This window comes from Trinickia acidisoli, assembly GCF_017315725.1.
Taxonomy (GTDB): domain Bacteria; phylum Pseudomonadota; class Gammaproteobacteria; order Burkholderiales; family Burkholderiaceae; genus Trinickia; species Trinickia acidisoli.
Map to the genome: position 1 here is coordinate 473,382 of NZ_JAFLRG010000002.1, position 22,066 is coordinate 495,447.

Sequence of the window (22,066 nt, forward strand, 5' to 3'; positions counted from 1 at the left end):
TCGTAAAATCACGAATTATCAAACCAGGTATTCGGAAAACAGATGTCATTCGATCTCACTCTCCGGCAACTGCGCTACTTCGTAGCCGCTGCGCAAACGGGCCAGTTCTCGATGGCGGCCGCCAATGAGCACGTATCGCAGTCGGCCATCACCAATGCCGTACTCGCGCTCGAGGTTGGACTCGACACGCGCTTGTTCGAGCGGCTACCGCATGGCGTAGCGCTCACGCCGGACGGGCAGGATTTCTACAATCACGCACGGCGCGTGCTCGATGCGGCGCGCGACGCCGTGCACAAGCCGCCGTTTCGCTCCCACGACATGCGCGGCACCGTGCATATCGCGGCGTCCTACACGGTGTTGGGCTATTTCCTGCCCGAGCTGCTGGCGCGTTTTCGCGCGACCTATCCGTACGTCGAATTCGATCTGCGAGACATGGAACGCGCGGACATCGAGCAGGCGGTGCTCGACGGTGAAATCGACGTCGGCGTGGTGCTGCTGTCGAACGTCGAGAAGCTGAGCCGATTCGGCCGGCAGATATTGATCCGCTCGCGGCGGCAATTGTGGGTTGCGCCCTCGCATCCGTTAGCGCAATTGGAGGCCCCATCGCTGAAGGACATTGCCGCTCATCCGTATATCCTGATCACCGTCGACGAGGGCGAGCAGTCGATGCTGCGCTATTGGAAGAAGAAACGCATCGAGCCGAACATCGCGTTTCGCACGAGTTCGATGGAAGCGTTGCGCGGCCTCGTGGCGCACGGTTTTGGGGTGACGGTGCTGTCGGATATGGTATTTCGCCCGTGGTCGCTCGAAGGCAAGCGGATCGAGGCGCGTCCGATCTTGGACGTCGTGCCTCAAATGGATGCCGGCATGATTTGGCGCAAGGGCGCGCAGCTGAGTGGACCCGCAACGGCATTGCAGCAGTTTCTGATCCACGCATGCGGCACCTGAGGGCCTAAAACGATGACGAAGCGATCGACGAAGCGATCGACGTATAGCGCCGCGCGATCGCGGTGCATGCGCGGTCCGTTCAGTGCGAAATCAACACGCAATCAATGCGAAATGCTCTCGAGCGATCGCCCGAGCGTTCGCGGTCCCATTAGGCCGATGACGAGCATGACGAGCAGCATGGCGCCCGCGATGAACACGAATACGCCTGTGACGCCGAACCCTCTCAGCGTGAACGCAATGACGAACGAACTGAAGACGGCCGAGAGGCGGCTCCACGAATAAACGAAACCCACCGCGCGAGCGCGAATCGCCGTCGGATACAGCTCTTGCTGATACGTGTGGAACGTGAACGAGATGATGTTGCCGGCCAGCGTCAGCAATACGCCCAGCGCGATGATCGCCGCCGCTGCCGATACTTGGCTGAAAACGAGTCCTGCCACGATATTGAGCGCGGCCATCCAGACGATGACCTGCTTGCGCTCGAAGCGATCCGCGAACAAGTACCCGATCAGCGGCCCGAGCGGTGCCGCAAGCCCGATCACGGTCGTGTACAGCAAACTGTGCGTGACAGTGATGCCTTGCTTGATGAGCAGCGTCGGCACCCAGTTCGCAAACCCATAGAATCCTACTGTCTGGAAGATATGGAAGATGATGAGCATGATCGTGCGTTGCCGATAAGGCGGTTTCCACATATCGGCAAATCCTGCTTTTCGCGGCGCCGGATCGGACGGGCCAGGTTGCGGCAGCGGCTTGCCGTATTGACGTTCGATGCGCCGCTCGAGTTGGGCGAGGACGTCGCTAGCTTCGTCCACGCGGCCTTTGCTTGCCAGCCAGCGCGGACTTTCCGGCAGATTGCGCCGGAAGTACCACACGAATAGCGCGCTAACGCCGCCGAGCAGTACGACCCAGCGCCATCCGTCGAGGCCGAACGGCGCGCGCGGGACGAACAGATACGAGAGAAATGCGACGACGGGCACGGCCGAGAAGCCGATCGTCTGGCATATCGCGAAGGCGCGTCCGCGCAGATGCTTGGGCGTGAGTTCGGATAGATAGGTGCCGATGGTGACCAGCTCGACGCCGATGCCCATCCCCGAGATGAAGCGCCAAAGATTCAGTCCGCTCGCCGTGTCCTGAAACGCCATCACCGTATTGGCCGCGACATACCAGAGCAGAGACCACGTGAAGATTGCTCGGCGGCCGAAGCGATCGGCCAAGAAGCCACAGGCGCTCGTGCCGAGAAAGAGCCCGGCGAAAAGCGCCGCGATAAAGGTTGCGACGCCGGAGGTGCCGAACAGGCCGGACGTCGTCGGCGTGAGAATGCCGCTTTTCACGAGGCCGGGTGCGACATAGCCGGTATAGAGCAGATCGTAGAGCTCGAAGAAGAATCCGAGGCTCAGCAGCACGATCAGCTTCCATACCGCGCGCGTGGCGGGAAGCCGATCGAGGCGTGCCGCAATCTCCTGCGTTCTGGCAGGCGCGATGGCATCCACATCCGCACCCGTGGGAAGGGCACGGTCTGTGGCACCAAGACGCGAGGCGCCCTCGAAAATGGCCATGTTTGTCTCCTGTGTCGTTGTTCGAATACGTCGTTCGAATAGTTCGTCGGCCACTCACGTTGGGGCCGATCGCGTCTTGCGATAACTTGCAGTAGCTTGCGATGAGCGCGCCTACCTATGCCGCGCCATACCGCGCTTTCAATTCGGCAAATGAAGCGATCTCGCCGACGAGCGCGCTGGCTGCAACGGTCGGCGGGCTCGCGAGCCACACTTGCCCCGGGCCCGAGCGGCCGGGGAAATTGCGGTTGATTGCACTGAGGGTGATTTGTCCGGCATCGACAGACGCGCCCGGCCCGCAGTTCGCGCACGCGCCGCAAGAGGGTAGCAAAAGCGTGGCGCCGACGCGCTCGAAGGCCTCCACGTAGCCGCGCCGCACGCAGTAGTCCCTGACGTCGAGCGTGCCGAATTGAAGGTAGAGCGTGACACCCTCGGGCACGCGTAAGCCGCGTGCCGCGGCCCATGCCATCACTTCGTGATAGTGGTCGAAGTCCTCGCGCTTGCCGGCCGTGCACGAACCGCCGTACGCGATGTCGATGCGCGGACGTTCGACGAGATCGCACAGAGCGATCCCATTGCCCGGATCGCCGGGTGCGGCGAGCATCGGCGATAGGGCCGCGCAATCGATCTCGATGATCTCGGCATAGCTTGCGCCGGCATCGCTGCACATCCAAGGCTCGATGACGAAGTCGATCCCGCGTCGCGTCTTGAGAAAACGGACTGTTTCCTCATCGGGTGCGACGATCCCGCTGAAACCACCGAGCTCCGCGGTCATGTTCGTGAGCGTCGTGCGCTCGTCGGTCGTCAACTGCGAGATGACCGAGCCTGCGAACTCGAAGATCTTGCCCACGCCCGCGCCGCTGCGAATTCTCGGATCGGCAAGCAGGTGCAGAACCAAATCCTTCGCGGTGACGCCGGGCGGTATCGGTCCATTGAAATCGATACGTAGCGAGGGCGGCACCGTCATCCGCACGGCGCCGGTGACGAATGCGTTCGCCATGTCGGTAGTGCCGACGCCGAATGCCAAGCATCCGAGTGCGCCGCTATGCGGCGTGTGCGAATCCGTTCCGACGATGAGCTGGCCCGGCAACGCATAGCGCTCCGCCATCATCGCGTGCGAAATGCCTTCGGAGCCTTCGCTCATAGCGTCGCCAGCTTCGCTCAAATAGCCGTGGTTCTTGATCCCATAGTCGCTCGCGAACTGCCGATGCGCGGCCGACAATTCACGGACGTCGGGCAGCAAACCGTTCTTCAGATGCAGCTCGCTCTTGTGCGAATACGACAGGTGATCTTCGAATGCGAGGATGGTATTGGGCTCGTGAAGCACGAGCGGCTTGCCGAACGCGGCATGCAACATGTGCGTTGCCATGCCGGTGTAGTACTCGTGAATGAAGCGCCAATCCGCGCGCACGAAGCGGCCGGCTCCGGGCATCAGCGACGGCTCGGTGCCTTCCGTCTGCAATGCATGGCGCTCGAGGATTTTTTGCGCGAGCGTGCGCGGCGCACGGTCCTCGGATATCGGTACCCGTTGAATATCGCGCATGTATTGCGCGCCATAGCGCAGCAAGCCACCGCTTCGAAGAATGGCGGCAGCCAGGCGGTCGCGCGAGGCGGTCAGCGCCTCGATGTCGATCGGCTCGCCGCGCCGAATGCGTTCGATGAGCCCGAAGTCCGTCGACGTGAACAGGCCGATGTTGTCCGCGTTCTGACGATAGATTCGTTCGAAGCTCTTTGCGATCACCAAGCGGATGCCCGCGCGATATTCCGCAAGCGGACTGTGTTCGCGTGAAGATCCCTTGCCGTAGCGATTGCCCGCGACGGTAACGCAAAAGCCGCCCGTACGGATCGCGTCAAGGCCGATCGGGTTGCGCCCTTGCGTCCGAAAGCCGACATAGGGAACCCGACCGAGGCGATCGTCGAAGCGGGTGAGCACGCTCATCGGCGTGATTTCGTCGGTCGACACGTCGTCCCGCAGCGTATCCGTGGATACGTCCGTCAGATCCGCGCCGTCGAGTTGGCGCTTTACCCGCTCGGGGTCGTCGCAAAGAAATATGATGCGACCGGTCAATTGCAGTTGCGCCATCCGATTTCTCCTTCAACGGAAATCTAGACGGCGCAACCATCGACGATGAAGTGCTCGATCGGCAAAGGGGGCATCGCGGATCGCGATGTCCGCGTTAACCCTCGGTCTGCCTCAACGAATCGATCAATGCTTGCACGGCTTTGAGGCGCGACGATTTTCTGAGGGCGTGAATGCGCAAGCTGCGCTCTTGCGCCCAGGTCTCGGCGAGCGGGCGGCGCATGAACGCGCGCGAGCCGGCGAACGCGGAAGCCGCGCTCGTCGGCACGATGCCGATGCCGAGCCCGGCTTCGACCATCCGGCATTGCGCATCGAAACTGTTGACCGTGACGGATAGCTTCAGCGGGGTTCGCGCCGCATCGGCGCGCTCTTTCAACATACTGTCGAGCGAGCCGCCTGCTTGAAGTGCAACGAGCGGAAACTGAATGACGTCGTGGAAGGTCAGCGTATCGACGGCGGCCAGTTCATGGCCGAGGGGCAGCACGACCATGAGCGGATCGCCGGCGAAATGCCATGATTCGATGCCGCCCGGCGTTTTGCTGTTCGCGGAGATACCGACGTCCGCCCGATCGTCGAGGCACGCGCGTATCACCTCGTCGCTGATGTGCTCGGTCAAAGCGATTTGCACGAGCGGATAGCGCGCCTGAAAAGCTTTCAATCGCTCGGGCAAGAAGCCGACGATCGCGGACGCATTGGCATACAGCCGTACGACGCCGGCCACTTGGCCGCTCAGCGATTGCACTTCGCGCGCCAGCGTTTGCAACTGATCGTGGACGGCCACCGCGCGCGCGAATGCATGACGGCCGGCTTCGGTCAACTCGACGCCCGATGGCGAGCGGATGAGCAAGGCGAGACCCATCGCCGCTTCGAGATCGGCGATGCGGCGGCTGAGTGCGGAAGGGGCGATGTGATTGCGGCTGGCCGCCCGAGCGATGGAGCCCTCATGGACGACCGAGATGAACAATTCGAGGCTGTAAGGATCGACCCGCATGCCGCCATATTAACAGTCTGTTTTCACGCTCGGATCGGCCGCGCCGCATGTATCGCGATGCGACGGATCGCTCGAATTGCGACTTCATTGTTCCGCCATCGAATTCATTTATCGCAAATGCTCGCGCCGAGCAGCCTCGACGAGGTGCTCGCGCGATCTCCTCCGATGCAGCGCTGGCAAGGGCCTGCAAGGTGTTTCGATCATCGGCGAGCGGCTGAAATCGCACCGCTTTTCTCGATCGAATCTCGTTAACCGGTGCGTTCAAACGGACGCGCGCCGCATGTAATCTCCAACCTGTTATGGAGAATGACTGAAATGGCACGAATTGTCGGAGGCATCGCGGCCTCGCATACGCCCACGATCGGCTTCGCATTGGACAAGAACAAGCATGACGATCCGGTCTGGGCGCCGATCTTCGCGAGTTTCGCGCCGGTGGCGGCTTGGCTGGCCGAGAAGCGGCCCGACGTTCTGCTGCTGATCTACAACGATCACGTCACGTCGTTCTTCTTCGATCACTATTCGGCTTTCGCACTCGGCGTCGGCGAACGCTGGCACGTCGCGGACGAGGGTGGCGGCGCGCGCGACTTGCCGCCGATCGAGGGACATCCGGCACTCGCCGCGCACATTGGCCGCTCGTTGATGATCGATGAATTCGACATGTCCTTCTTCCAGAACAAGGCGCTCGATCACGGCTGCTTTTCGCCGTTATCGATGCTGTGTCCGCACGAACGCGAGTGGCCGGCGAAGCTCGTTCCGCTGCAGATGGGCGTGCTGCAGATTCCTGTTCCCACCGCGCGGCGTTTCTACAAGCTGGGGCAGGCGCTGCGGCGAGCGATCGAAAGCTATCCGGAAGATTTGCGGGTGGCGATCGTGGCGACCGGCGGCCTATCGCATCAAGTGCACGGCGAGCGCGCCGGCTTCAACAACAGCGAATGGGATCATCGGTTTCTCGACTTGTTCGAGCGCGATCCCGAGCAACTCGCCGAGATGACGATCGCCGAATACGCGCAACTCGGCGGCTTCGAAGGGGCCGAAGTCGTCATGTGGCTCACGATGCGCGGGGCGTTGCCGGCCAACGTCGTGTGCAAGCACCGCAGCTACTACTTGCCGTCGATGACGGGTATCGCCACGGCGATTTACGAAGGCGAGCAGGGCGCGCTTCAGCCCGGCGTAGCGGAACGCCATCGGGAGCGTATGGCGTCCCAACTGGCCGGCATCGAGAAACTCGAAGGCACGCATCCGTTCACGCTCGAAGTGGCCGTCAAGGCGTTCCGAATCAACCGTTACTTGCATCGCATGGTCGAACCCGATCATCGCGAGGCGTTTCTGCGCAATCCCGAAGCGAGTTTCGAAGCCGCGGGATTGACGCAGGAAGAGCGCGACTTGATACGCCGCCGCGACTGGCTCGGCCTGCTGCATTACGGCGTCATCTTTTTCATGCTCGAAAAGCTCGGCGCCGCTACGGGCGTATCGAACCTTCACATCTACGCCGCGATGCGCGGCGAGACGCTGGAAGCATTCCAGCAGACCCGCAACGCTCCCGGCGCCTTGTACTCGGTGGCCGGCAAGGGCTCCGGCGATCTCGCCTGGGATCGCAAGGATTCGTAGTAGAAGCGCCGAGACATAAAGAAATTAGATAGGAGACACACGATGACGAGCAGGAAAACGATCGACATTAAATCTTTCATCGACGAGCGGCCGATATCGCCCTACCAGTGGTTGCTGGTGGTGCTCTGTTGTCTCGTCGTCATCGCCGACGGCATGGACGTGGCCATCATGGGTTTCGTGGCGCCTTCGGTCATCCATCAGTGGGCCATTTCGCGGCCCGAGTTTGGTTTGGTGATGAGCGCCGCGCCGATCGGTCTCGTCATCGGTTCATTGGTTGCGGGGCCGAGCGCGGATCGATTCGGCCGCAAGCGCGTACTGATTGCATCGGTGTTCCTGTTCAGCATCTTCACGATCATGACGTCCCAGGCCGGCTCGCCGGTGACCATGGCTGCGTTGCGCCTGCTGACGGGTATCGGGCTCGGTGCGGCGATGCCAAACACCACGACGCTGCTGTCGGAGTACGCGCCCCAACGTAAGCGGTCGCTCATGATCACGCTGATGTTTACGGGCTTCAACCTCGGGTCGGCGCTGATCGGATTCGTGGCGGGCTGGCTCATTCCGATTCACGGTTGGCGCTCGGTGCTGTTGTTCGGCGGTGCGTTGCCGCTCGTGCTGATTCCGTTGCAACTGTGGCTGCTGCCGGAATCGGCCCGTCTGCTGGCAGTGCGCGGTACGCCGTCCGAGCGCATCGGCACGATTCTGGGCCGAGTATGCGCTGAGCGGTTCACGGGCGACGAGGTGTTCGTGTCGACCGAGCCGCCGCTGCCTACGCGCAAGCCGATCGGCGTGCTGTTCTCGCAGGGTTACGGCTTGACTACCCTGGCGCTGTGGGCCACCTACTTCATGGGCTTGCTGGTCATCTATCTGCTGACGGGTTGGTTGCCGACGCTGATCAAGGATGCCGGCCTTTCTGTGACGACGGCGGCCGACGTAACGGCGATGTTCCAGATCGGCGGCACGATCGGCGCCATCGCGGTCGGCTGGCTCATGGACAAGGTGCGGCCGGCGCCCGTCATCAGCGCTGCCTACGTTGGCGGGGGGCTGTGCGTGCTGGGCTTGGCTTGGATCGGCGCGTTGTCGTCGTCGCTGACCTTGCTCGTGTTCGCGGCAGGCTTCTGCATGAGCGGTGCGCAAACCGGATTGAACGCCTATGCACCGGGCCGCTATCCGACGGCTGCCCGCGCGACGGGCGTGAGTTGGATGCTCGGCATCGGGCGGTTCGGCAGCATCTTCGGCTCCGCGATCGGCGGGGCACTGCTTGGGCTCGGCTGGGAGTTCGTGGGGATCTTGTCGATGCTGGCCGTGCCCGCGACGCTGGCGGCCATCGCCATCTTGATGGCGCAGCGTTCGACCGAGGGCGGGACGACGGCACAGCCGAATGCGGCACATTGAAGTCAGCCGGGGTCGAGCGCGCCGGAGCCGCGCAGCGAGCGATTTTAGTTAGGAGTACAGATGATCATCGATATTCACGGGCACTACACCACTGCGCCAAAAGCGTTGGAGGTGTGGCGCAATCGCCAGATAGCGGGCATCGGCAATCCGTCGGAGATGCCGCGGGCATCCGAGCTGCGGATCGGCGACGACGCGTTACGCGAATCGATCGAATCCAATCAGCTACGGCTGATGCGCGCGCGCGGCATCGATCTCACCGTGTTCAGTCCGCGCGCGAGCTTCATGGCGCATCACATCGGCGATTTTCAGGTGTCGAGCACGTGGGCGGCGATCTGCAACGAACTGTGCTATCGCGTGAGCCAACTCTTCCCCGAGCATTTCGTTTCGGCGGCCATGCTGCCGCAAAGCGTCGGCGTGGATACGGCCACCTGCATTCCCGAACTCGTCAAATGCGTGGAGCAATACGGCAACGTCGCGATCAATCTGAATCCCGATCCCTCGGGCGGGCATTGGACCAGCCCGCCGCTGTCCGATCGCTACTGGTATCCGATCTACGAGAAGATGGTCGAATACGACATCCCGGCGATGATCCATGTCAGCACGAGTTGCAACGCCTGCTTTCATACGACGGGCTCGCATTACTTGAACGCGGACACGACCGCGTTCATGCAGTGCCTCACGTCGGACTTGTTTCGCGATTTTCCGGCGCTGCGTTTCATCATCCCGCACGGCGGCGGCGCAGTGCCGTATCACTGGGGCCGCTTTCGCGGGCTCGCGCAAGCGTTGAAGAAGCCGCTGCTCAATGAACATCTGCTGAACAACGTGTTCTTCGATACCTGTGTCTATCACCAGCCCGGTATCGACCTGCTCACGCGCGTCATCCCTGTGGACAACATTCTGTTTGCGAGCGAGATGATTGGCGCCGTACGCGGCGTCGATCCCGAGACGGGGCACTACTTCGACGATACGAAGCGTTATATCGAAGCCGCGCATGTCGATGCGCAGGAGCGGTACCAGATTTACGAGGGCAACGCGCGACGCGTCTATCCGCGTCTCGATGCTGCGCTCAAAGCAGAAGGACGTTGATCATGAATGAATTGGGAGTCGTTTGCCGCAATATTCCGCGCGCGGACGAGACGATCGCCGCGCAGCTCGGCGCATTCGGCGCCGCAACCGTGCACGAAGCGATGGGACGAACCGGTTTGCTGAAGCCGTATATGCGGCCGATCTATCCACGCGCGCAGGCATCCGGCACGGCCGTTACCGTTCTATTGCACCCAGGCGACAACTGGATGATGCACGTCGCGGCGGAGCAGATTCAGCCGGGCGATATCGTCGTGGCAGCCATCACGGCTGAATGTACCGACGGTTACTTCGGCGATCTATTGGCTACGAGCTTTCAAGCGCGCGGGGCGCAAGCGCTGATCATCGACGCCGGCGTGCGCGACGTGCGGGTGTTGGAAGAAATGAAGTTTCCCGTTTGGAGCAAGGCGATTTCGGCGAAGGGGACGATCAAGGCGACGCTCGGTTCGGTCAATATTCCGGTCGTGTGCGCGGGTGCGCTCGTGAATCCCGGTGACGTCATCGTCGCGGACGACGACGGTGTGGTCGTCGTTCCTTCGCATATCGCGCGGCAAGTGCTCGACAAAGCGGCGGCACGCGAAGCCAATGAAGCGGCCAAGCGCACGAAGCTGGCTGCCGGCGTATTGGGCCTCGATATGTACGACATGCGCGGGCCGCTCGCGCAGGCGGGACTGCGATACATCGATTGAAGCAAGCCGCTGCCGATATGAAGATCAATCGAATTGAAGGCGCGCCGCTCAGCGGTATCTCGTCGATGGCGACGCGCCACGTGCTCGCCGAACTCGTCGACGATTACGAGCGCCGGTGGGGCCAGCGGGTCAGGATCGAGTCGGTCGGAGGGGTCGATGCCGCACGGCGCGTCAGCGAGGGCGAGCCGTTCGATATCGTCGTGCTGGCAGCCGATGCGATCGATCGTCTAACGACCGCGCGGCGTATCGATCCGACCAGCCGAATCGACTTGGCGCGCTCGGGGATGGCGATCGCGGTGGCGCGCGGCGCGCCGCATCCCGGCATCGGTACGCAGGCCGCGATGCGCGACACGCTCTTGGCTGCCCGACGCATCGGCTATTCCACGGGGCCTAGCGGTACTCATCTGCTTAGCTTGTTCGAGCGGCTGGGTATCGCCGAGACGATGGCATCGCGCATCGTGCAGGTGCCGCCTGGCGTTCCGGTCGGCTCGCTCTTAGCGAACGGAGAAGTCGAGTTGGGCTTTCAGCAGTTGAGCGAGCTCATGCATTTGCGCGATATCGAAGTGGTCGGCTCGCTTCCGCCCGAAACGCAGAGCTTCACCGTTTTCCGTGCCGCAGTTTGCACGGTGTCGACGTGCAAGGATGCGGCCAAGGCATTGCTGTCTTTTCTCGCTTCGCCTTCAGCCGCACCGGCAATAAGACGCCACGGTATGGAGCCTATGACATGACGAAAATGACGCACACGGTCGATCGGATCGCTTTCATCGGCTTCGGTGAAGCCGGCGGTCTACTCGGTGCTGCGCTCGCGAAAACGGGCGTGAGCGTGTCGATGTACGACCGCTTGCTCGACGATCCGGCAACCGTATCGGCCATGCTCGACAAAGCGGAGCGCGTGGGAGTGCGCTCTGAGAAGACGATCGCCGAGGCCATTGCGGGTGCGAAGTGGGTCGTGTCGGCCGTGACGGCGGCATCCGATGCGGCAGTCGCGGAAGTGGTCGCGACATGCATCGAAGCGGGTCAGACCTATGTCGACATCAATTCCGTGTCGCCGATGACGAAGCAGCACGGCCGGCAGATCATCGAAGACGCGGGTGCCGACTACGTCGAAGCGGCCGTGATGGCGCCGGTGCCGCCCTATGGTTTATCGGTGCCGATGCTGCTGGCTGGAAAGCGGGCGGATACCGTGGCGGTTCAGTTGCGCGCATTGGGTTTCAATGCGCGAGCGGTCTCGGACAAAGTCGGCGTCGCTTCGGCGGCGAAGATGTGCCGCAGCGTCATGATCAAGGGCATCGAGGCGTTGACCGTCGAATGCCTCAGCGCGGCACGCGCGTATGGCGCGGAAGAGATCGTGTTGGCTTCGCTGCATGAGACCTTCGACAAGATGCGTGGCACGGACGATTTACCCGGCTATCTGATCAGCCGCGTGGCTGAACACGGCCGACGTCGGGCGGAGGAAATGCGCGAGGTAAGCGAAACATTGTGCGACGCGGGGATTCGACCTTGGATGAGCGACGCGTGCGCGCAATTGCAGGATCGGTTCGTCGATGGGATGGTGGAACAGGGCGTTCAATACGAAGCGCTATTGCCTTTCATTTGGCGAGACGTACTCGATCGGCTGTCGCATCCGCATCGAGACAGCTAGCGACGGATGACGCGCGTCGTGCGCGCGACGTCCCCCACCACCCTCCGTATTGCGTCGATCAACGCTCGCGCCGCGGGCGACGGCGTGCTGCCGGCGCGTAGCGTCAAACCAATATCGCGGTTCGTATTCCGAGTAGGCGCATCGAGCACCACGAGCTGCCCCGATTGGCATTCATAGTGCAACTGCTGGGCCGACAACACGGCGAGCATGTCCGTGCGCAGGAGCAAGCCGCGTATCACCGCGAGGTCGGCCGATTCGACGGTCGGTTGCGGAGGTTTGGTTTTCGTGCGCTTGAACATCGATTCAAACAGGCCACGAGCGGGCGACTGCCGGCGCGGCATGATCCATTGCGCGTGCGCCAATTGGCTGACCGTCAGATCGTGCTCGGCCGCGAGCGGATGACCATGACGGGCCAGCACGACCAGCTCCTCCGACATCAGCTTTTCGTTTTCGAGGCCGCTGGCCACATCGTTGGATCTCAACGCGCCGAGGATGAAATCGACGTCGCCTGCGCGCAGCCCGCCTACGAGCGACTCGTAATTGCTTTCGTCCGTCACCACGCGTACGCCTGGAAATCGGGCGATGACGCGAGCGATGGCGTCGGGCAAGATCAGCGTGCGCCCGAGCGGCAACGCTCCCACCGTCACACTGCCTTGAATGCTGCCGCGCAACGCGGCAACGTCGTCGGACACGTGCCGCAGTTCGTTCAGCGCACGGCGCACGTGCAGCAGAAACGTCTCGCCTTCGCTCGTCAATAGAAGCCCGCGCGGGTTTCGGTGAAACAGCGGCATGCCTGCGCCGCTTTCGAGAATCTTTATCGCACTGCTGATGGCCGGCTGCGTGATGCCGAGGGCTCGTGCGGCGCTCGGCATATGTTTGTGCCGCGCGAGCGTGACGAACAATTGCAGCCTGCGCGTATTGAGCAAGTATGCGGGCAGGGCCCCATCCGCGCCCGTTTGCCGCGGTGAGCGCCGCGCGCGGCTCCATCGCGCGACTTCCTGTAGTTCATCGAACACGCGCGCGCTGCGATGCAGTACCGCACGACAAACAGCCGTCGGCAACATGCCCGAGGATTTGCGATCGAACAGACGCTCGCCGAGCGCAGATTCCGTTTCCTGCACCGCTCGCGTGACGGCCGATTGAGCCCGAAACAGCACGATGGCGGCGCCGCTTACGCTGCCTGTCTCGGCGATGACGCGCACGGCGTGCAGATGGGCGAGGTTCAGAGAATCGCTATCGTTCATCGTGGATGGAGGAATGTCGAATCGGTGCGCGCAGGGCGGTGACGATCTGCGTGGAAGTACGAAGTATAGCCATGGGCGTTGCAACCGGGCGAGTGGAAAAGTTCATTTGCGACTTGATTCTACGGCCATCTGTTTTATTTATCGGCTGCACGTGGAGTCGCGGCCGCATCGCAGTCGATGCACGAGCGGCGTGCTGCCCGCGGAGCCGTGCGCTACGGACTTCTCCGCCATCTAACGGTCGAGCGACATGCGGGCTCGACCGCACGCCGCGTACCAAACCGCCGATCCGCTCACGTTTACCCTCGCTGTCGATGGGCGATCTCGTTTTCTATCGTTTCGTCACGCGAGGGCCACCCCCCGCGCAGCATTTCATCGAACACGTGAGGAGAACGAAGATGGGCGGGAACTACAGCATGAGCAACAGCCAGGTCGGCGACGATCAACAGTCCGGCATGCCGGCGCAATCGAGCATCAAGCAAACCATTCGCGCGGGGCTGGTCGGCGGACTAACCGGAGCGATGCTCATTTGGGTGTACGAGGCGCTGGTATGGGTGGGCGTGCAGCACCTGATGCCGCTCGGCGGCATTCCTCGCAATGCGACGGGTCTCGTTTTCGGCAAGGACGTGCAAGATGCGCTCGGCATCTGGGCCTACCTGCTCGGCACCGCAATTCATTTCGTCTTCGCACTTTCCTGGGGCGTGCTGTTTGCCGTGATTTGGCCGTACTTCCGCCGGCGCGGATATGAAGCGACGTTCGTCGCGTTGTTTTATGCGATCGTCGCTTGGCTCGTGATGCATACGCTCATCATGATCGCCTCCAGCAATCACCCGAACTACTTCGATCCCAACGTGGTGATCGGCGGCTTCATGTCGCATTTCGTCTTCACCGTTCCGCTCGCGCTCGTCGTCAAGCGCATGCTCGCACCGCGTTGATTCGAGGAAACGAAAGTCGAAACGGATACATAAAACGTAGACAATATTTCGGAGACGCAATGAAAAGGAAGCTTACCGCGACGCTGCTGGGCGTCGTGGCCGCGATCGTCGGATCGTCGCAGGCACATGCCCAATCGTCGGTCACGCTGTACGGGGTGCTCGATGAGTTCATCGGCTATCAGTCGGCAAAAGTCGGCGGCAAAAGCACGTCCCTGTATGCGCTCGGGAACAACGGCGAGATGACGAGCCGTTGGGGGCTGCGCGGATCGGAGGATCTGGGGGGAGGCTACCGCGTCACGTTCGATTTGGAGAGCGGTTTCGATCCCGGCACGGGGAAACTGCAGAACCAGTATCGGTTCTTCGACCGGCAGGCATGGCTCGGCATTGCGGCACCGTACGGCGAGTTCAGATTCGGTCGGCAGAACACGCCGATGTTCGCTTGGAGCGGCAATATGGATGCGTTCGGCGCGGCGACCTATGGGTCCGGCTACAACGATTTCGCCAATTGGCTGGCGCGCGTCGATAACGACATCAGCTACATTTCCCCGAAATGGGCCAATACGCAAGTCGAGCTTCATTATTCGGTCGGGGGGCAGCCGGGGACGCTCGCGGGCAACGCGGTTTACCAAGCAGGAGCGCAGACCGCGTGGGGGCCGGTTTATTTGGCGGCGGCCTATCTGAATGCGGCGAATGCGACAGCCACCAACCGCGTTCAGGAAATCATGGCGGGCGGAAATATCGATTACGGCTGGGGCAAGATCTACTTCGGCTACTTCAGGGCGAATGAAATCATCTCCGACACGACGGGCAATGCGTTGAGCAATCCGGCAGGCAAGTACGATCCGTCGGTGGGCCCCGTAAGCAACACGCCCGGCAACTGGCACAGCACCTATTCGCTGTCGGCGGATTATCGATTCAGTCCGTTCTTGTCGGCAGGCATCGGTTACGCCTTCCTCAAAGACAGTTCGTCGCTGGGCGACAACGCCAGCCAGATGAGCGCGATCGTCAACTACGACCTTTCGAAAAAGACGCGCGTGTACGGTGTCGTGTCGCATCTGAACAATGCCAACGGCGCTCAGTACAAGATGACGGGCGCCAGTGTCACGACCGGTTCGTTTCTCACGCCGGATGCGGGACAGAGCGAAACCGGCGTGCAGGTCGGCATTCGGCATTTGTTCTGACGGCCGCGCGGCAGTTCTACTCCCCCACCCACGACCCCCGCAGATCGCTGTCGTGCAGCAACTGCAGCAGCGTTCCCGCGGGGCGGCTGAGCCGCTTCGCCGCGAGCGCGATGAATTCGACGTCGGGCAGCACGGGCAGGCTGGACGCATTGACGGGTTGCGAGAGCCCGCGCGCCGATAGATATTGCGCGCGCACCGTAATGCCGAGACCACCGCGCGCCGCCGCGATGCAGCCGGAATGACTGCTGCTCGTGCAGACTACCTGCCAACGAAAATCCGTTTCCGCGAGTGCATCGAGTACGACGGCACGCGTCACGCTGGGTTCGGCAACGAGGATCAACGGCAACGGTTGGTCGATGTCCACGCGCGTACCCGTCCGTGCGATCCATTCGAGCCGGCCCGTAAACAGCGGAACGCCGCGCTTGTCGCCAAGCCGCCGTTTGCCGACCAATAAATCGATCGCACCGGCATCGAGCAACTCGTAAAGCCGACCCGTCATGCCGATCGTGATTTCGAGTTCCACATCGGGATGCGCGTTGCGAAACGCCGCGAGGACGGTCGGCAACGGCCCGAGCGCGATATCGTCGGATGAACCGAGACGCACGCGCCCTTTCAGCCGGGGCCCGCGGAATTGTGATTCGGCACGGTTCAGCGCTTGCAGGATCGCACCAGCATGCGCGAGCATCGCTTCGCCGTCGGCAGTCATCGAGAGCGAGTGTGTATCGCGCACCAGCAGCCGCCGGCCGATCGCGTGTTCGAGGCGACGGATATGTTCGCTGACGCTCGATTGCGTCAGCCCCAATTGGCGCGCGGCCTCGGTGAAGCTGTGGCACGCCGACACCGTCGCGAACGTTTTCAACCAGACAGGATTGAGCATGCAGCCATTGTTATCGGCAATGCCGATAACAGTCAACGCCGCTAGTGGGGTTCTCGATTGAAACTGATTCCAATATGATGTAGGGGTTTTCAATGATTGCGTCGAACGCACTCCGCATGGTCGTACCGCGAAGCCTCGTTCGTTCGGCTCGGCCGCGCACTCGAGAATTTCAGATGAACCAGGATTCAAATCAAACAGCGTTGTTGTGGATCGTCGCCGCAGGGTTTTTCATGCAGGCGCTCGACACGACGATCGTGAACACCGCGCTTCCGTCCATCGCGCACAGCATGGGCGTGCGACCGCTGGTGATGCAATGGGCGATCGTCGCCTATACGTTGACGATGGCCATGCTGACACCCGCGTCCGGATGGCTCGCCGACCGCTTCGGCACGCGCCGTGTGTATTTCGCTGCGATCCTGATTTTCGTGCTCGGCTCGCTGTGTTGCGCCGGTGCGCATACGCTCGGGCAATTGGTGATCGCGCGTGTCCTGCAGGGCATCGGCGGATCGATGCTGCTGCCGATCGGCCGGCTCGCCGTCCTGCGCAGCGTCAGCAGTGAGCAATACGTCTCGGCGCTCGCGATGATTTCCGTGGCCGGACAGGTGGGGCCGATCGTCGGGCCGACGCTCGGCGGCTGGTTCGTCGAAGCCATCTCCTGGCATTGGATTTTCTTGATCAACGTGCCGATCGGCGCAGTCGGGTTGTTTGCGGTGCACCGTTATTTACCGCGTGCCACGAGCACGGCCGCACCTCGTTTCGATCTGGCCGGGTGCGCGCTCATTTCCTTGTGCATGATTGCGTTCTCGCTCGCGGTCGATGCGCCGGCTCAATCGCATCGCACCGCGTGGTCCGCCGGACTGTTCGCGCTCGGGATCGCCTCCGCCCTCGCTTATGTACCGTATGCGCGCGGCCGCGCTAATCCGCTGTTCAAATTGTCGTTATTCGGCGAGCCTAATTTTAGCGTGGGGCTGATCGGCAATTTGGTGTGCCGGATCGGATCGAGCGCCGTGCCGTTCCTCGTTCCGCTGTTGCTGCAACTCGAGCTGGGCTACACCCCGCTGCACTCGGGTTTGATGATGCTGCCCGCGGCACTCGCGGGGGCGCTCGCCAAACGCTGGATCGCGCCGTTGATTCGCCGCTATGGCTACGACACGTTCTTGTTGGTGAATACGCTGATCGTCGGCGCGGCGATTGTGTCGTTCGCGCTGATCACGCGTACGACACCGGTCGTCGTTGCGCTCATTGTGCTGGCCGTTTTCGGTGCGGCCAATTCGATGCAGTTCGCTGCGATGAACAGCGTTACGCTGAAGGGGCTGTCGCACGAAGATGCCGGGGGCGGCAACAGTCTCTTTTCGATGGTGCAGATGCTTGCGATGGGATTGGGCGTATCGATCGGCGGCTCGTTGGTCGAGCTGTTCTCCGACCAATGGCAATCGGCGCTGCTCGGGTTCCGCATGAGCTTCGTTTGCGTAGGCGGCATTACGCTTGCTGCCGCGCTTATCTTCCGTCGGCTCGAAGAAGCGCCGATGGTCATCTCTTCAGTGAAGCACGCCACGGCTAGCGGGCGATAGCGTCAATCGCGCAAAGCAGTCGACAGCCGTCGCATCGCATCGGGGATCGTCGCGGCCGGTTTGCCGAAGTGATAGCCCTGCATGAAGCGGCAGCCAAGCTCGGCAAGCGCCGCTGCTTGGCGCTCGGTTTCGACGCCTTCGATCACGCAACTCAGCCCGAGGTTGCGGCACAGCTCGACGACACTGCGAACGATCCCTTGCGCCAGCGTGTCGCGCTCGATGTTCTCGACGAACGTGCGGTCCACCTTGACGCTATTGAGCGGTAGTTGATGAATGCAGTGCAGGCTCGAGTAGCCGGTGCCGAAGTCGTCCAGTGCGATCTTCGCGCCGAGCGCGCTCAATTGCGATAGTGCCGCACGGCCTTTCGCGAAATCCTCGATGACCGCGGTTTCCGTGACCTCGAACGTGAGTCGGGCTGCATTCACGCTGCTTTGTTGGACGATTTGCCGGATGTTTTCGACGGCATCGGGGGAGGCAAGATCGCGCGCGGACAGATTGAATGAGAAGCCGACGCCCGGATCGCTTTCCGCCATGAACGCTAGCGCCTTGCGCAGTAGAACGGCCGTCAATTGATGAATCAGGTCGCTCTTCTCGGCGACGCGAATGAACGCGTCCGGCGAGACCGGGCCCAGTACGGGACTGTGCCAGCGCGCGAGCGATTCGTACGACACGACGTCGCCCGTTGCGACGTTCAGAATCGGCTGGAAATGCAGTGTCATTTCCCGCTCGAGATCGGCTTGCCGAAGCGCTTGCTCGACGCGGCCAAGCTGTCGAATCGCGCTTTCATGTTGCTGAGAAAAAATCGTTGCTTGCCCGCGGCGGTGTGCCTTGGCATGGTAGAGCGCATAGTCGGCGCGCTCGAACAATTGTTCGGCGGTACGGCCTGCTTCCGGAAAAAGGGCGATGCCGATGGTGGCTGAAATGCGCACCGTCGCTTGCGGCAGCGCGTACGGTTCGCGCAACGCATCGCAAACGGTCGCGCCGATCGAGAGCAGATCGTCGTCGGCCGTGATGCGTTGAAACAGCAGGCCGAATTCGTCGCCTCCGAGGCGAGCGATCTGCAAATCGTCGGAAGCGAGCGCCGCCAGTCTGCGCCCGACTTCTTGCAGCAAGCCGTCGCCCGCGCGATGACCATGCAAATCGTTGACCTGCTTGAAACCGTCGAGATCGACGATGCCGACGGCGAAGCGTTTTTCTTCCACGTCGCCGGTCATGAAGCTTTCGCTGAGCCGGGCCAAGAACTGACGCCGATTCGGCAGTGCCGTGAGGCTGTCGATATTCGCGAGGCGCTGGTTTTCGCTATTCAGCGCTAGCAGTTGCTGCTGTTTGTCCTCGAGCCCCTTCTTTGCGTTGACGAGATCGGCGAAGTCGCGATAGTAAGTCAGCAGCACCTTGATCATCGCGACCGCGACGAGCAGAACGTTGATCGCGATGGCGATGAGCACGGGATTGGCCGTCAGCGAAAAGAAGACGACGAACGGAACGAGGACGATGGCGGTGAGCAGCAGCGCGGCCATGCGCATATGCATCAGGCAGAAGATGCAGGCGATCACGGTGATCGACATGTAAAAGGCCACGTGCGCGCGCTCGTAAGCCCCACCGTACGGATAGAGGCTCAAGCCCCAGGCCGTGAACGCAGCGCCGAACAGCACGACGAGCACAATCGTGTTTCTCATGCGCACGGCGATCTGCTCGTCGGTCATCGGGCACAGCGCCGTGCGACGGCGCGCCCAAACGCAAAGCCGAAGCAAGCAGGCTGCGCAAAGCACCGACGGCACGATCTTGCCCAAGATGACCGGTGCGAAATGGGCGTGCGTAAACGCGACGGCCACGCTGTTGGCGATCAGGGTGAAATAGAGCAGCGGAAGCTGTCGCGAGAACGCCTCGAACTGACTGCGCATCAACGCGACGTTCAACGCGTCATCGTGCTCGCGTGGTTTGGTCAATCGCATCAAAAGGACATGTGTTCGATTCAATGTGCTGTCGGTACCGCGGCGCGCCGGCGTGGGGCCGGATCAATGCACGAGAAGCCGACCGCCGACCGCGGCTGCTGAGGCCCGCCCGTAAGCGCTTGTTGCGTGCGCATCGACTTTTGCGGAGCGCTTTGCCTCTGTTTACGGCGATTCCGTCGATTTCTGAAGGCGGGCCGCGCACACAATTACAGCGCGTTAGAACCGTTCGAACGATCGTTTTGCCGACGTAGCTGCTGAAACAAGTCCCGTCGATGCCTGGACTTCTTCTGCGACAATGACGTCCCTTCGTTTTTTGCATTGCGGATACGTCTTCGGTATGGCATCGCATAGTGCGCATCACGCGACCGGCTGGGCAGCCGGAATGATCGCGGCCGCGCTCGTCGCTCAGGCGGGTGCGGCGGGCCCTTGGCATTCAGGCAGCCTCGTCGCATTCATCGCCGGCGTCGCCGGCGGCACGGCGCCCGATTGGTTGGAAATCGCATGGTGGAGTCGTGCGCGGCGGCTTTGGATCACCCATCGCACCGCGACGCATTGGGGCGTGGGTTGGGTGGCGGCGCTCGTCTTCGCGTATGGTTCGCTGGGCCGCGCGCATCCGTTTGCCGCGGCACTGTTCGGCTTCGCTTGCGGCGGCCTCATGCATCTGCTGGCCGACTGGCCGAACCCACTCGGCGTACCGTGGATTTGGAAACGGCACTCGTTGAATCTGTGGAAGAGCGGGCGCTGCGATTTGCTCGTCGTGGCGCTGGCTTGGGCAGGCGCATGCTGGGTTGCTCGGCCGCTATGGGCACCGCGCGTTGCGCCTTTGACGCACTGGCTGCATGCATTCGTTCGCTGACATGCGTGTGCGAGGACGTTGAGCACCGCATCGCGATGCTCGGGTGAATGCCCGGCGCTCAGTTGGCGTAGTCCGTGCTATGGCTGACGTTGTCGGTCGGCCACCAGTACAAGCCTTGATCGGCCGTCGTGTAGGACGTATTGCCGTCGCCGGGTCGCACTTGATACAGGTTGTTTCGCCACGTGGAGCCTTGTGCCTGCCCGCCCCAGAGGTTTCCGTACAGCGGCCCCCAGAGCTCGGTGAGTTCCGCGGAGAACACATTGCCCGTTACCGTCAGATTCGTCGCGTTGTTCGACGTGCCGAACGACAACGCGTAGCCCCAACCCGACACATAGTTGTTCGTGAAGGTGATGTGGTCATACACGCCGCCGCCTTGAAGCGCCAGGCCGTTCGTGTTGCCTAGCGACGCGATCGTGTTGTGATCGATCAACATAGGACCACCGTTGCCGCCGCTTTGCGGCCCGATACCGTCTTGGTGGTAGACATTGTTCGCGGTATCGGCGGCGTCGTGAATGTAGTTGTTCGTCCATGTCGACGGGTGCCCCGGAAAGCCCGTCACCATCTCCATGCCCGCGTTGCCCCAGATGTCGTCGTGGTCCATGAGCACGACGGCCGGTTCCATCGTCGTCGAGATTTGCCACGAGTCGTTGAAAGGCGTGCCCGGTGTCGAGTGGGCCGACGACACAGTCCCGTCGTTGCCCGGCGGCATGGCGTACGCGCTCGGCTTGAAGGTCGAGTAGCGGAACGTGATGTTCGTCGGCGAATAAATCTGGACGAGATTGTCGTTCGGATCCGTGCCCTCGAACAGGCAACCGACGAAGGTCAGGTTGTCGCCATAGATGAGGATTTTGAGGCCGCGAAAATGCATGTAGGCAATGACGCTGCCGTCAGGGTACGTGACAGAGAGCGGTTGGGTGTCGTTCATGCCCGCGGCGTAGTCGGTCAAATGCCCCGGATAGGCGGGAAGCCCTAGGCCGCCGGCATTGGCGGGCGTATTCGCATAGCCGGTGTTGGAGAAATCCGGCCAGTATCCCGAGCCGTCGTTGGGTCGCGCATCGACGGCGGAGATGGGCGTGCTGGTGCTGGGCCCTGTGCCGGTACCTGTTCCCGAGCCGTTGCTTGTACCGTTGCCGGTGGTCGTGCTCACGGATCCGGAAGGCGCAGCCGCGACCGCCGACGATCCGGGGGACGAATCGCTGCTTCCGCCACATGCGGCGAGCGTGGCGAGCATGCCGAAAGCGCTGAGGCGCGTCAATATCGTTGCGCGTGCAAGCATTCGAATCCCTCGTTTGCGTTTTGATTGCGTTGTGATCGGAGACGATCGCATATTCCCGATCCGCAATTCGCGCCAAGATCCGTAAGAGTCACTGAGATTGACGAGCCTAATGCCGGCTATTCTTACGGCTTATCGACACGGCCCGACCCGGCGCGGCAGTGCTTCGGAAGAAGCCGTCGCCGCGCCTCACG

General features: G+C 62.0%; 18 protein-coding genes. 11 read left to right on the forward strand and 7 right to left on the reverse strand.

All coding sequences use genetic code 11. The features are described 5' to 3' along the window. Positions 1-42 precede the first annotated feature (42 nt). The gene (locus J3485_RS20670) at positions 43-948 is read left to right on the forward strand and encodes a LysR family transcriptional regulator (protein ID WP_206956193.1); all 906 of its coding nucleotides are present in this window, start codon (positions 43-45) and stop codon (positions 946-948) included. A 101-nt stretch (positions 949-1,049) separates the two neighbouring features. Here J3485_RS20670 and J3485_RS20675 read toward each other — a convergent pair whose 3' ends face one another. The 3 genes from J3485_RS20675 to J3485_RS20685 form a co-directional block, all read right to left on the reverse strand. Continuing rightward, on the reverse strand, positions 1,050-2,504 hold the full coding sequence (locus tag J3485_RS20675; RefSeq protein WP_206956194.1) for an MFS transporter: 1,455 nt from the start codon (positions 2,502-2,504) through the stop codon (positions 1,050-1,052). A 115-nt stretch (positions 2,505-2,619) separates the two neighbouring features. Continuing rightward, positions 2,620-4,584, reverse strand: coding sequence for an aconitase family protein (locus J3485_RS20680; RefSeq protein ID WP_206956195.1), 1,965 nt, complete (start codon positions 4,582-4,584; stop codon positions 2,620-2,622). A gap of 94 nt (positions 4,585-4,678) precedes the next feature. Beyond that, positions 4,679-5,572, reverse strand: coding sequence for a LysR family transcriptional regulator (locus J3485_RS20685; protein ID WP_206956196.1), 894 nt, complete (start codon positions 5,570-5,572; stop codon positions 4,679-4,681). A gap of 315 nt (positions 5,573-5,887) precedes the next feature. Here J3485_RS20685 and J3485_RS20690 point away from each other — a divergent pair, with 315 nt between their 5' ends. Genes J3485_RS20690 through J3485_RS20715 form a run of 6 tightly spaced genes read left to right on the forward strand, consistent with a single transcriptional unit; the run spans position 5,888 to position 11,986 of the window. Continuing rightward, on the forward strand, positions 5,888-7,180 hold the full coding sequence (locus J3485_RS20690; protein ID WP_206956197.1) for a gallate dioxygenase: 1,293 nt from the start codon (positions 5,888-5,890) through the stop codon (positions 7,178-7,180). 42 nt (positions 7,181-7,222) lie between these two features. Next, positions 7,223-8,572 (forward strand): MFS transporter, encoded by a 1,350-nt coding sequence (locus J3485_RS20695; protein WP_206956198.1) that lies wholly within the window; start codon positions 7,223-7,225, stop codon positions 8,570-8,572. A 60-nt stretch (positions 8,573-8,632) separates the two neighbouring features. Continuing rightward, positions 8,633-9,658 carry an amidohydrolase family protein gene (locus tag J3485_RS20700; RefSeq protein ID WP_206956199.1) on the forward strand — a complete coding sequence of 342 codons (1,026 nt, stop codon included), beginning with the start codon at positions 8,633-8,635 and terminating at the stop codon, positions 9,656-9,658. Between the two features lie 2 nt (positions 9,659-9,660). Further along, on the forward strand, positions 9,661-10,344 hold the full coding sequence (ligK, locus tag J3485_RS20705) for a 4-carboxy-4-hydroxy-2-oxoadipate aldolase/oxaloacetate decarboxylase (protein WP_206956200.1): 684 nt from the start codon (positions 9,661-9,663) through the stop codon (positions 10,342-10,344). 17 nt (positions 10,345-10,361) lie between these two features. After that, complete coding sequence (locus J3485_RS20710; protein WP_206958237.1) at positions 10,362-11,072, forward strand: substrate-binding domain-containing protein; 711 nt, start codon at positions 10,362-10,364, stop codon at positions 11,070-11,072. Then, the gene (locus tag J3485_RS20715) at positions 11,069-11,986 is read left to right on the forward strand and encodes an NAD(P)-dependent oxidoreductase (protein ID WP_206956201.1); all 918 of its coding nucleotides are present in this window, start codon (positions 11,069-11,071) and stop codon (positions 11,984-11,986) included. Before J3485_RS20710 ends, J3485_RS20715 begins: the two co-directional genes overlap by 4 nt. Here J3485_RS20715 and J3485_RS20720 read toward each other — a convergent pair. Continuing rightward, positions 11,983-13,230, reverse strand: coding sequence for a LysR family transcriptional regulator (locus J3485_RS20720; protein ID WP_206956202.1), 1,248 nt, complete (start codon positions 13,228-13,230; stop codon positions 11,983-11,985). The two genes, J3485_RS20715 and J3485_RS20720, sit on opposite strands and share 4 nt — an antisense overlap. 395 nt (positions 13,231-13,625) lie before the next feature. On the opposite strand from J3485_RS20720, the gene J3485_RS20725 reads away from it, so the two are divergent. Further along, a complete protein-coding gene (locus J3485_RS20725) occupies positions 13,626-14,162 on the forward strand; it encodes a hypothetical protein (RefSeq protein WP_206956203.1) in 537 nt (178 codons plus the stop codon). A 59-nt stretch (positions 14,163-14,221) separates the two neighbouring features. Further along, positions 14,222-15,343, forward strand: a complete 1,122-nt coding sequence (locus tag J3485_RS20730) for a porin (RefSeq protein ID WP_206956204.1) — start codon at positions 14,222-14,224, stop codon at positions 15,341-15,343. Positions 15,344-15,359: 16 nt separating this feature from the next. Here J3485_RS20730 and J3485_RS20735 read toward each other — a convergent pair whose 3' ends face one another. Next, a complete protein-coding gene (locus J3485_RS20735) occupies positions 15,360-16,220 on the reverse strand; it encodes a LysR family transcriptional regulator (protein WP_206956205.1) in 861 nt (286 codons plus the stop codon). Positions 16,221-16,393: 173 nt separating this feature from the next. Between J3485_RS20735 and mdtD the strand changes: the two genes are divergently transcribed. Continuing rightward, positions 16,394-17,791 carry a multidrug transporter subunit MdtD gene (gene mdtD, locus J3485_RS20740; RefSeq protein WP_374192451.1) on the forward strand — a complete coding sequence of 466 codons (1,398 nt, stop codon included), beginning with the start codon at positions 16,394-16,396 and terminating at the stop codon, positions 17,789-17,791. A 2-nt stretch (positions 17,792-17,793) separates the two neighbouring features. On the opposite strand, the gene J3485_RS20745 is transcribed toward mdtD, so the two are convergent. Further along, positions 17,794-19,743, reverse strand: a complete 1,950-nt coding sequence (locus J3485_RS20745; RefSeq protein ID WP_206956207.1) for a putative bifunctional diguanylate cyclase/phosphodiesterase — start codon at positions 19,741-19,743, stop codon at positions 17,794-17,796. Between the two features lie 337 nt (positions 19,744-20,080). On the opposite strand from J3485_RS20745, the gene J3485_RS20750 reads away from it, so the two are divergent. Continuing rightward, positions 20,081-20,599, forward strand: coding sequence for a metal-dependent hydrolase (locus J3485_RS20750; protein WP_206956208.1), 519 nt, complete (start codon positions 20,081-20,083; stop codon positions 20,597-20,599). A 58-nt stretch (positions 20,600-20,657) separates the two neighbouring features. Here J3485_RS20750 and J3485_RS20755 read toward each other — a convergent pair whose 3' ends face one another. Continuing rightward, positions 20,658-21,875: a hypothetical protein gene (locus J3485_RS20755; protein WP_206956209.1), complete on the reverse strand. Its 1,218-nt coding sequence runs from the start codon at positions 21,873-21,875 to the stop codon at positions 20,658-20,660. Positions 21,876-22,066 lie beyond the last annotated feature (191 nt).

Excerpts from the sequence above, each read along its gene's own strand:
- mdtD (WP_374192451.1), top strand. The coding sequence starts at position 16,394 with ATGAACCAGGATTCAAATCAAACAGCGTTGTTGTGGATCGTCGCCGCA.
- J3485_RS20690 (WP_206956197.1), top strand. The coding sequence starts at position 5,888 with ATGGCACGAATTGTCGGAGGCATCGCGGCCTCGCATACGCCCACGATC.
- J3485_RS20745 (WP_206956207.1), bottom strand. The coding sequence starts at position 19,743 with ATGCGATTGACCAAACCACGCGAGCACGATGACGCGTTGAACGTCGCG.
- J3485_RS20700 (WP_206956199.1), top strand. The coding sequence starts at position 8,633 with ATGATCATCGATATTCACGGGCACTACACCACTGCGCCAAAAGCGTTG.
- J3485_RS20695 (WP_206956198.1), top strand. The coding sequence starts at position 7,223 with ATGACGAGCAGGAAAACGATCGACATTAAATCTTTCATCGACGAGCGG.
- J3485_RS20720 (WP_206956202.1), bottom strand. The coding sequence starts at position 13,230 with ATGAACGATAGCGATTCTCTGAACCTCGCCCATCTGCACGCCGTGCGC.
- J3485_RS20670 (WP_206956193.1), top strand. The coding sequence starts at position 43 with ATGTCATTCGATCTCACTCTCCGGCAACTGCGCTACTTCGTAGCCGCT.
- J3485_RS20755 (WP_206956209.1), bottom strand. The coding sequence starts at position 21,875 with ATGCTTGCACGCGCAACGATATTGACGCGCCTCAGCGCTTTCGGCATG.
- J3485_RS20675 (WP_206956194.1), bottom strand. The coding sequence starts at position 2,504 with ATGGCCATTTTCGAGGGCGCCTCGCGTCTTGGTGCCACAGACCGTGCC.
- J3485_RS20680 (WP_206956195.1), bottom strand. The coding sequence starts at position 4,584 with ATGGCGCAACTGCAATTGACCGGTCGCATCATATTTCTTTGCGACGAC.
- J3485_RS20750 (WP_206956208.1), top strand. The coding sequence starts at position 20,081 with ATGGCATCGCATAGTGCGCATCACGCGACCGGCTGGGCAGCCGGAATG.
- J3485_RS20685 (WP_206956196.1), bottom strand. The coding sequence starts at position 5,572 with ATGCGGGTCGATCCTTACAGCCTCGAATTGTTCATCTCGGTCGTCCAT.
- J3485_RS20710 (WP_206958237.1), top strand. The coding sequence starts at position 10,362 with ATGAAGATCAATCGAATTGAAGGCGCGCCGCTCAGCGGTATCTCGTCG.
- ligK (WP_206956200.1), top strand. The coding sequence starts at position 9,661 with ATGAATGAATTGGGAGTCGTTTGCCGCAATATTCCGCGCGCGGACGAG.
- J3485_RS20715 (WP_206956201.1), top strand. The coding sequence starts at position 11,069 with ATGACGAAAATGACGCACACGGTCGATCGGATCGCTTTCATCGGCTTC.
- J3485_RS20735 (WP_206956205.1), bottom strand. The coding sequence starts at position 16,220 with ATGCTCAATCCTGTCTGGTTGAAAACGTTCGCGACGGTGTCGGCGTGC.
- J3485_RS20730 (WP_206956204.1), top strand. The coding sequence starts at position 14,222 with ATGAAAAGGAAGCTTACCGCGACGCTGCTGGGCGTCGTGGCCGCGATC.
- J3485_RS20725 (WP_206956203.1), top strand. The coding sequence starts at position 13,626 with ATGGGCGGGAACTACAGCATGAGCAACAGCCAGGTCGGCGACGATCAA.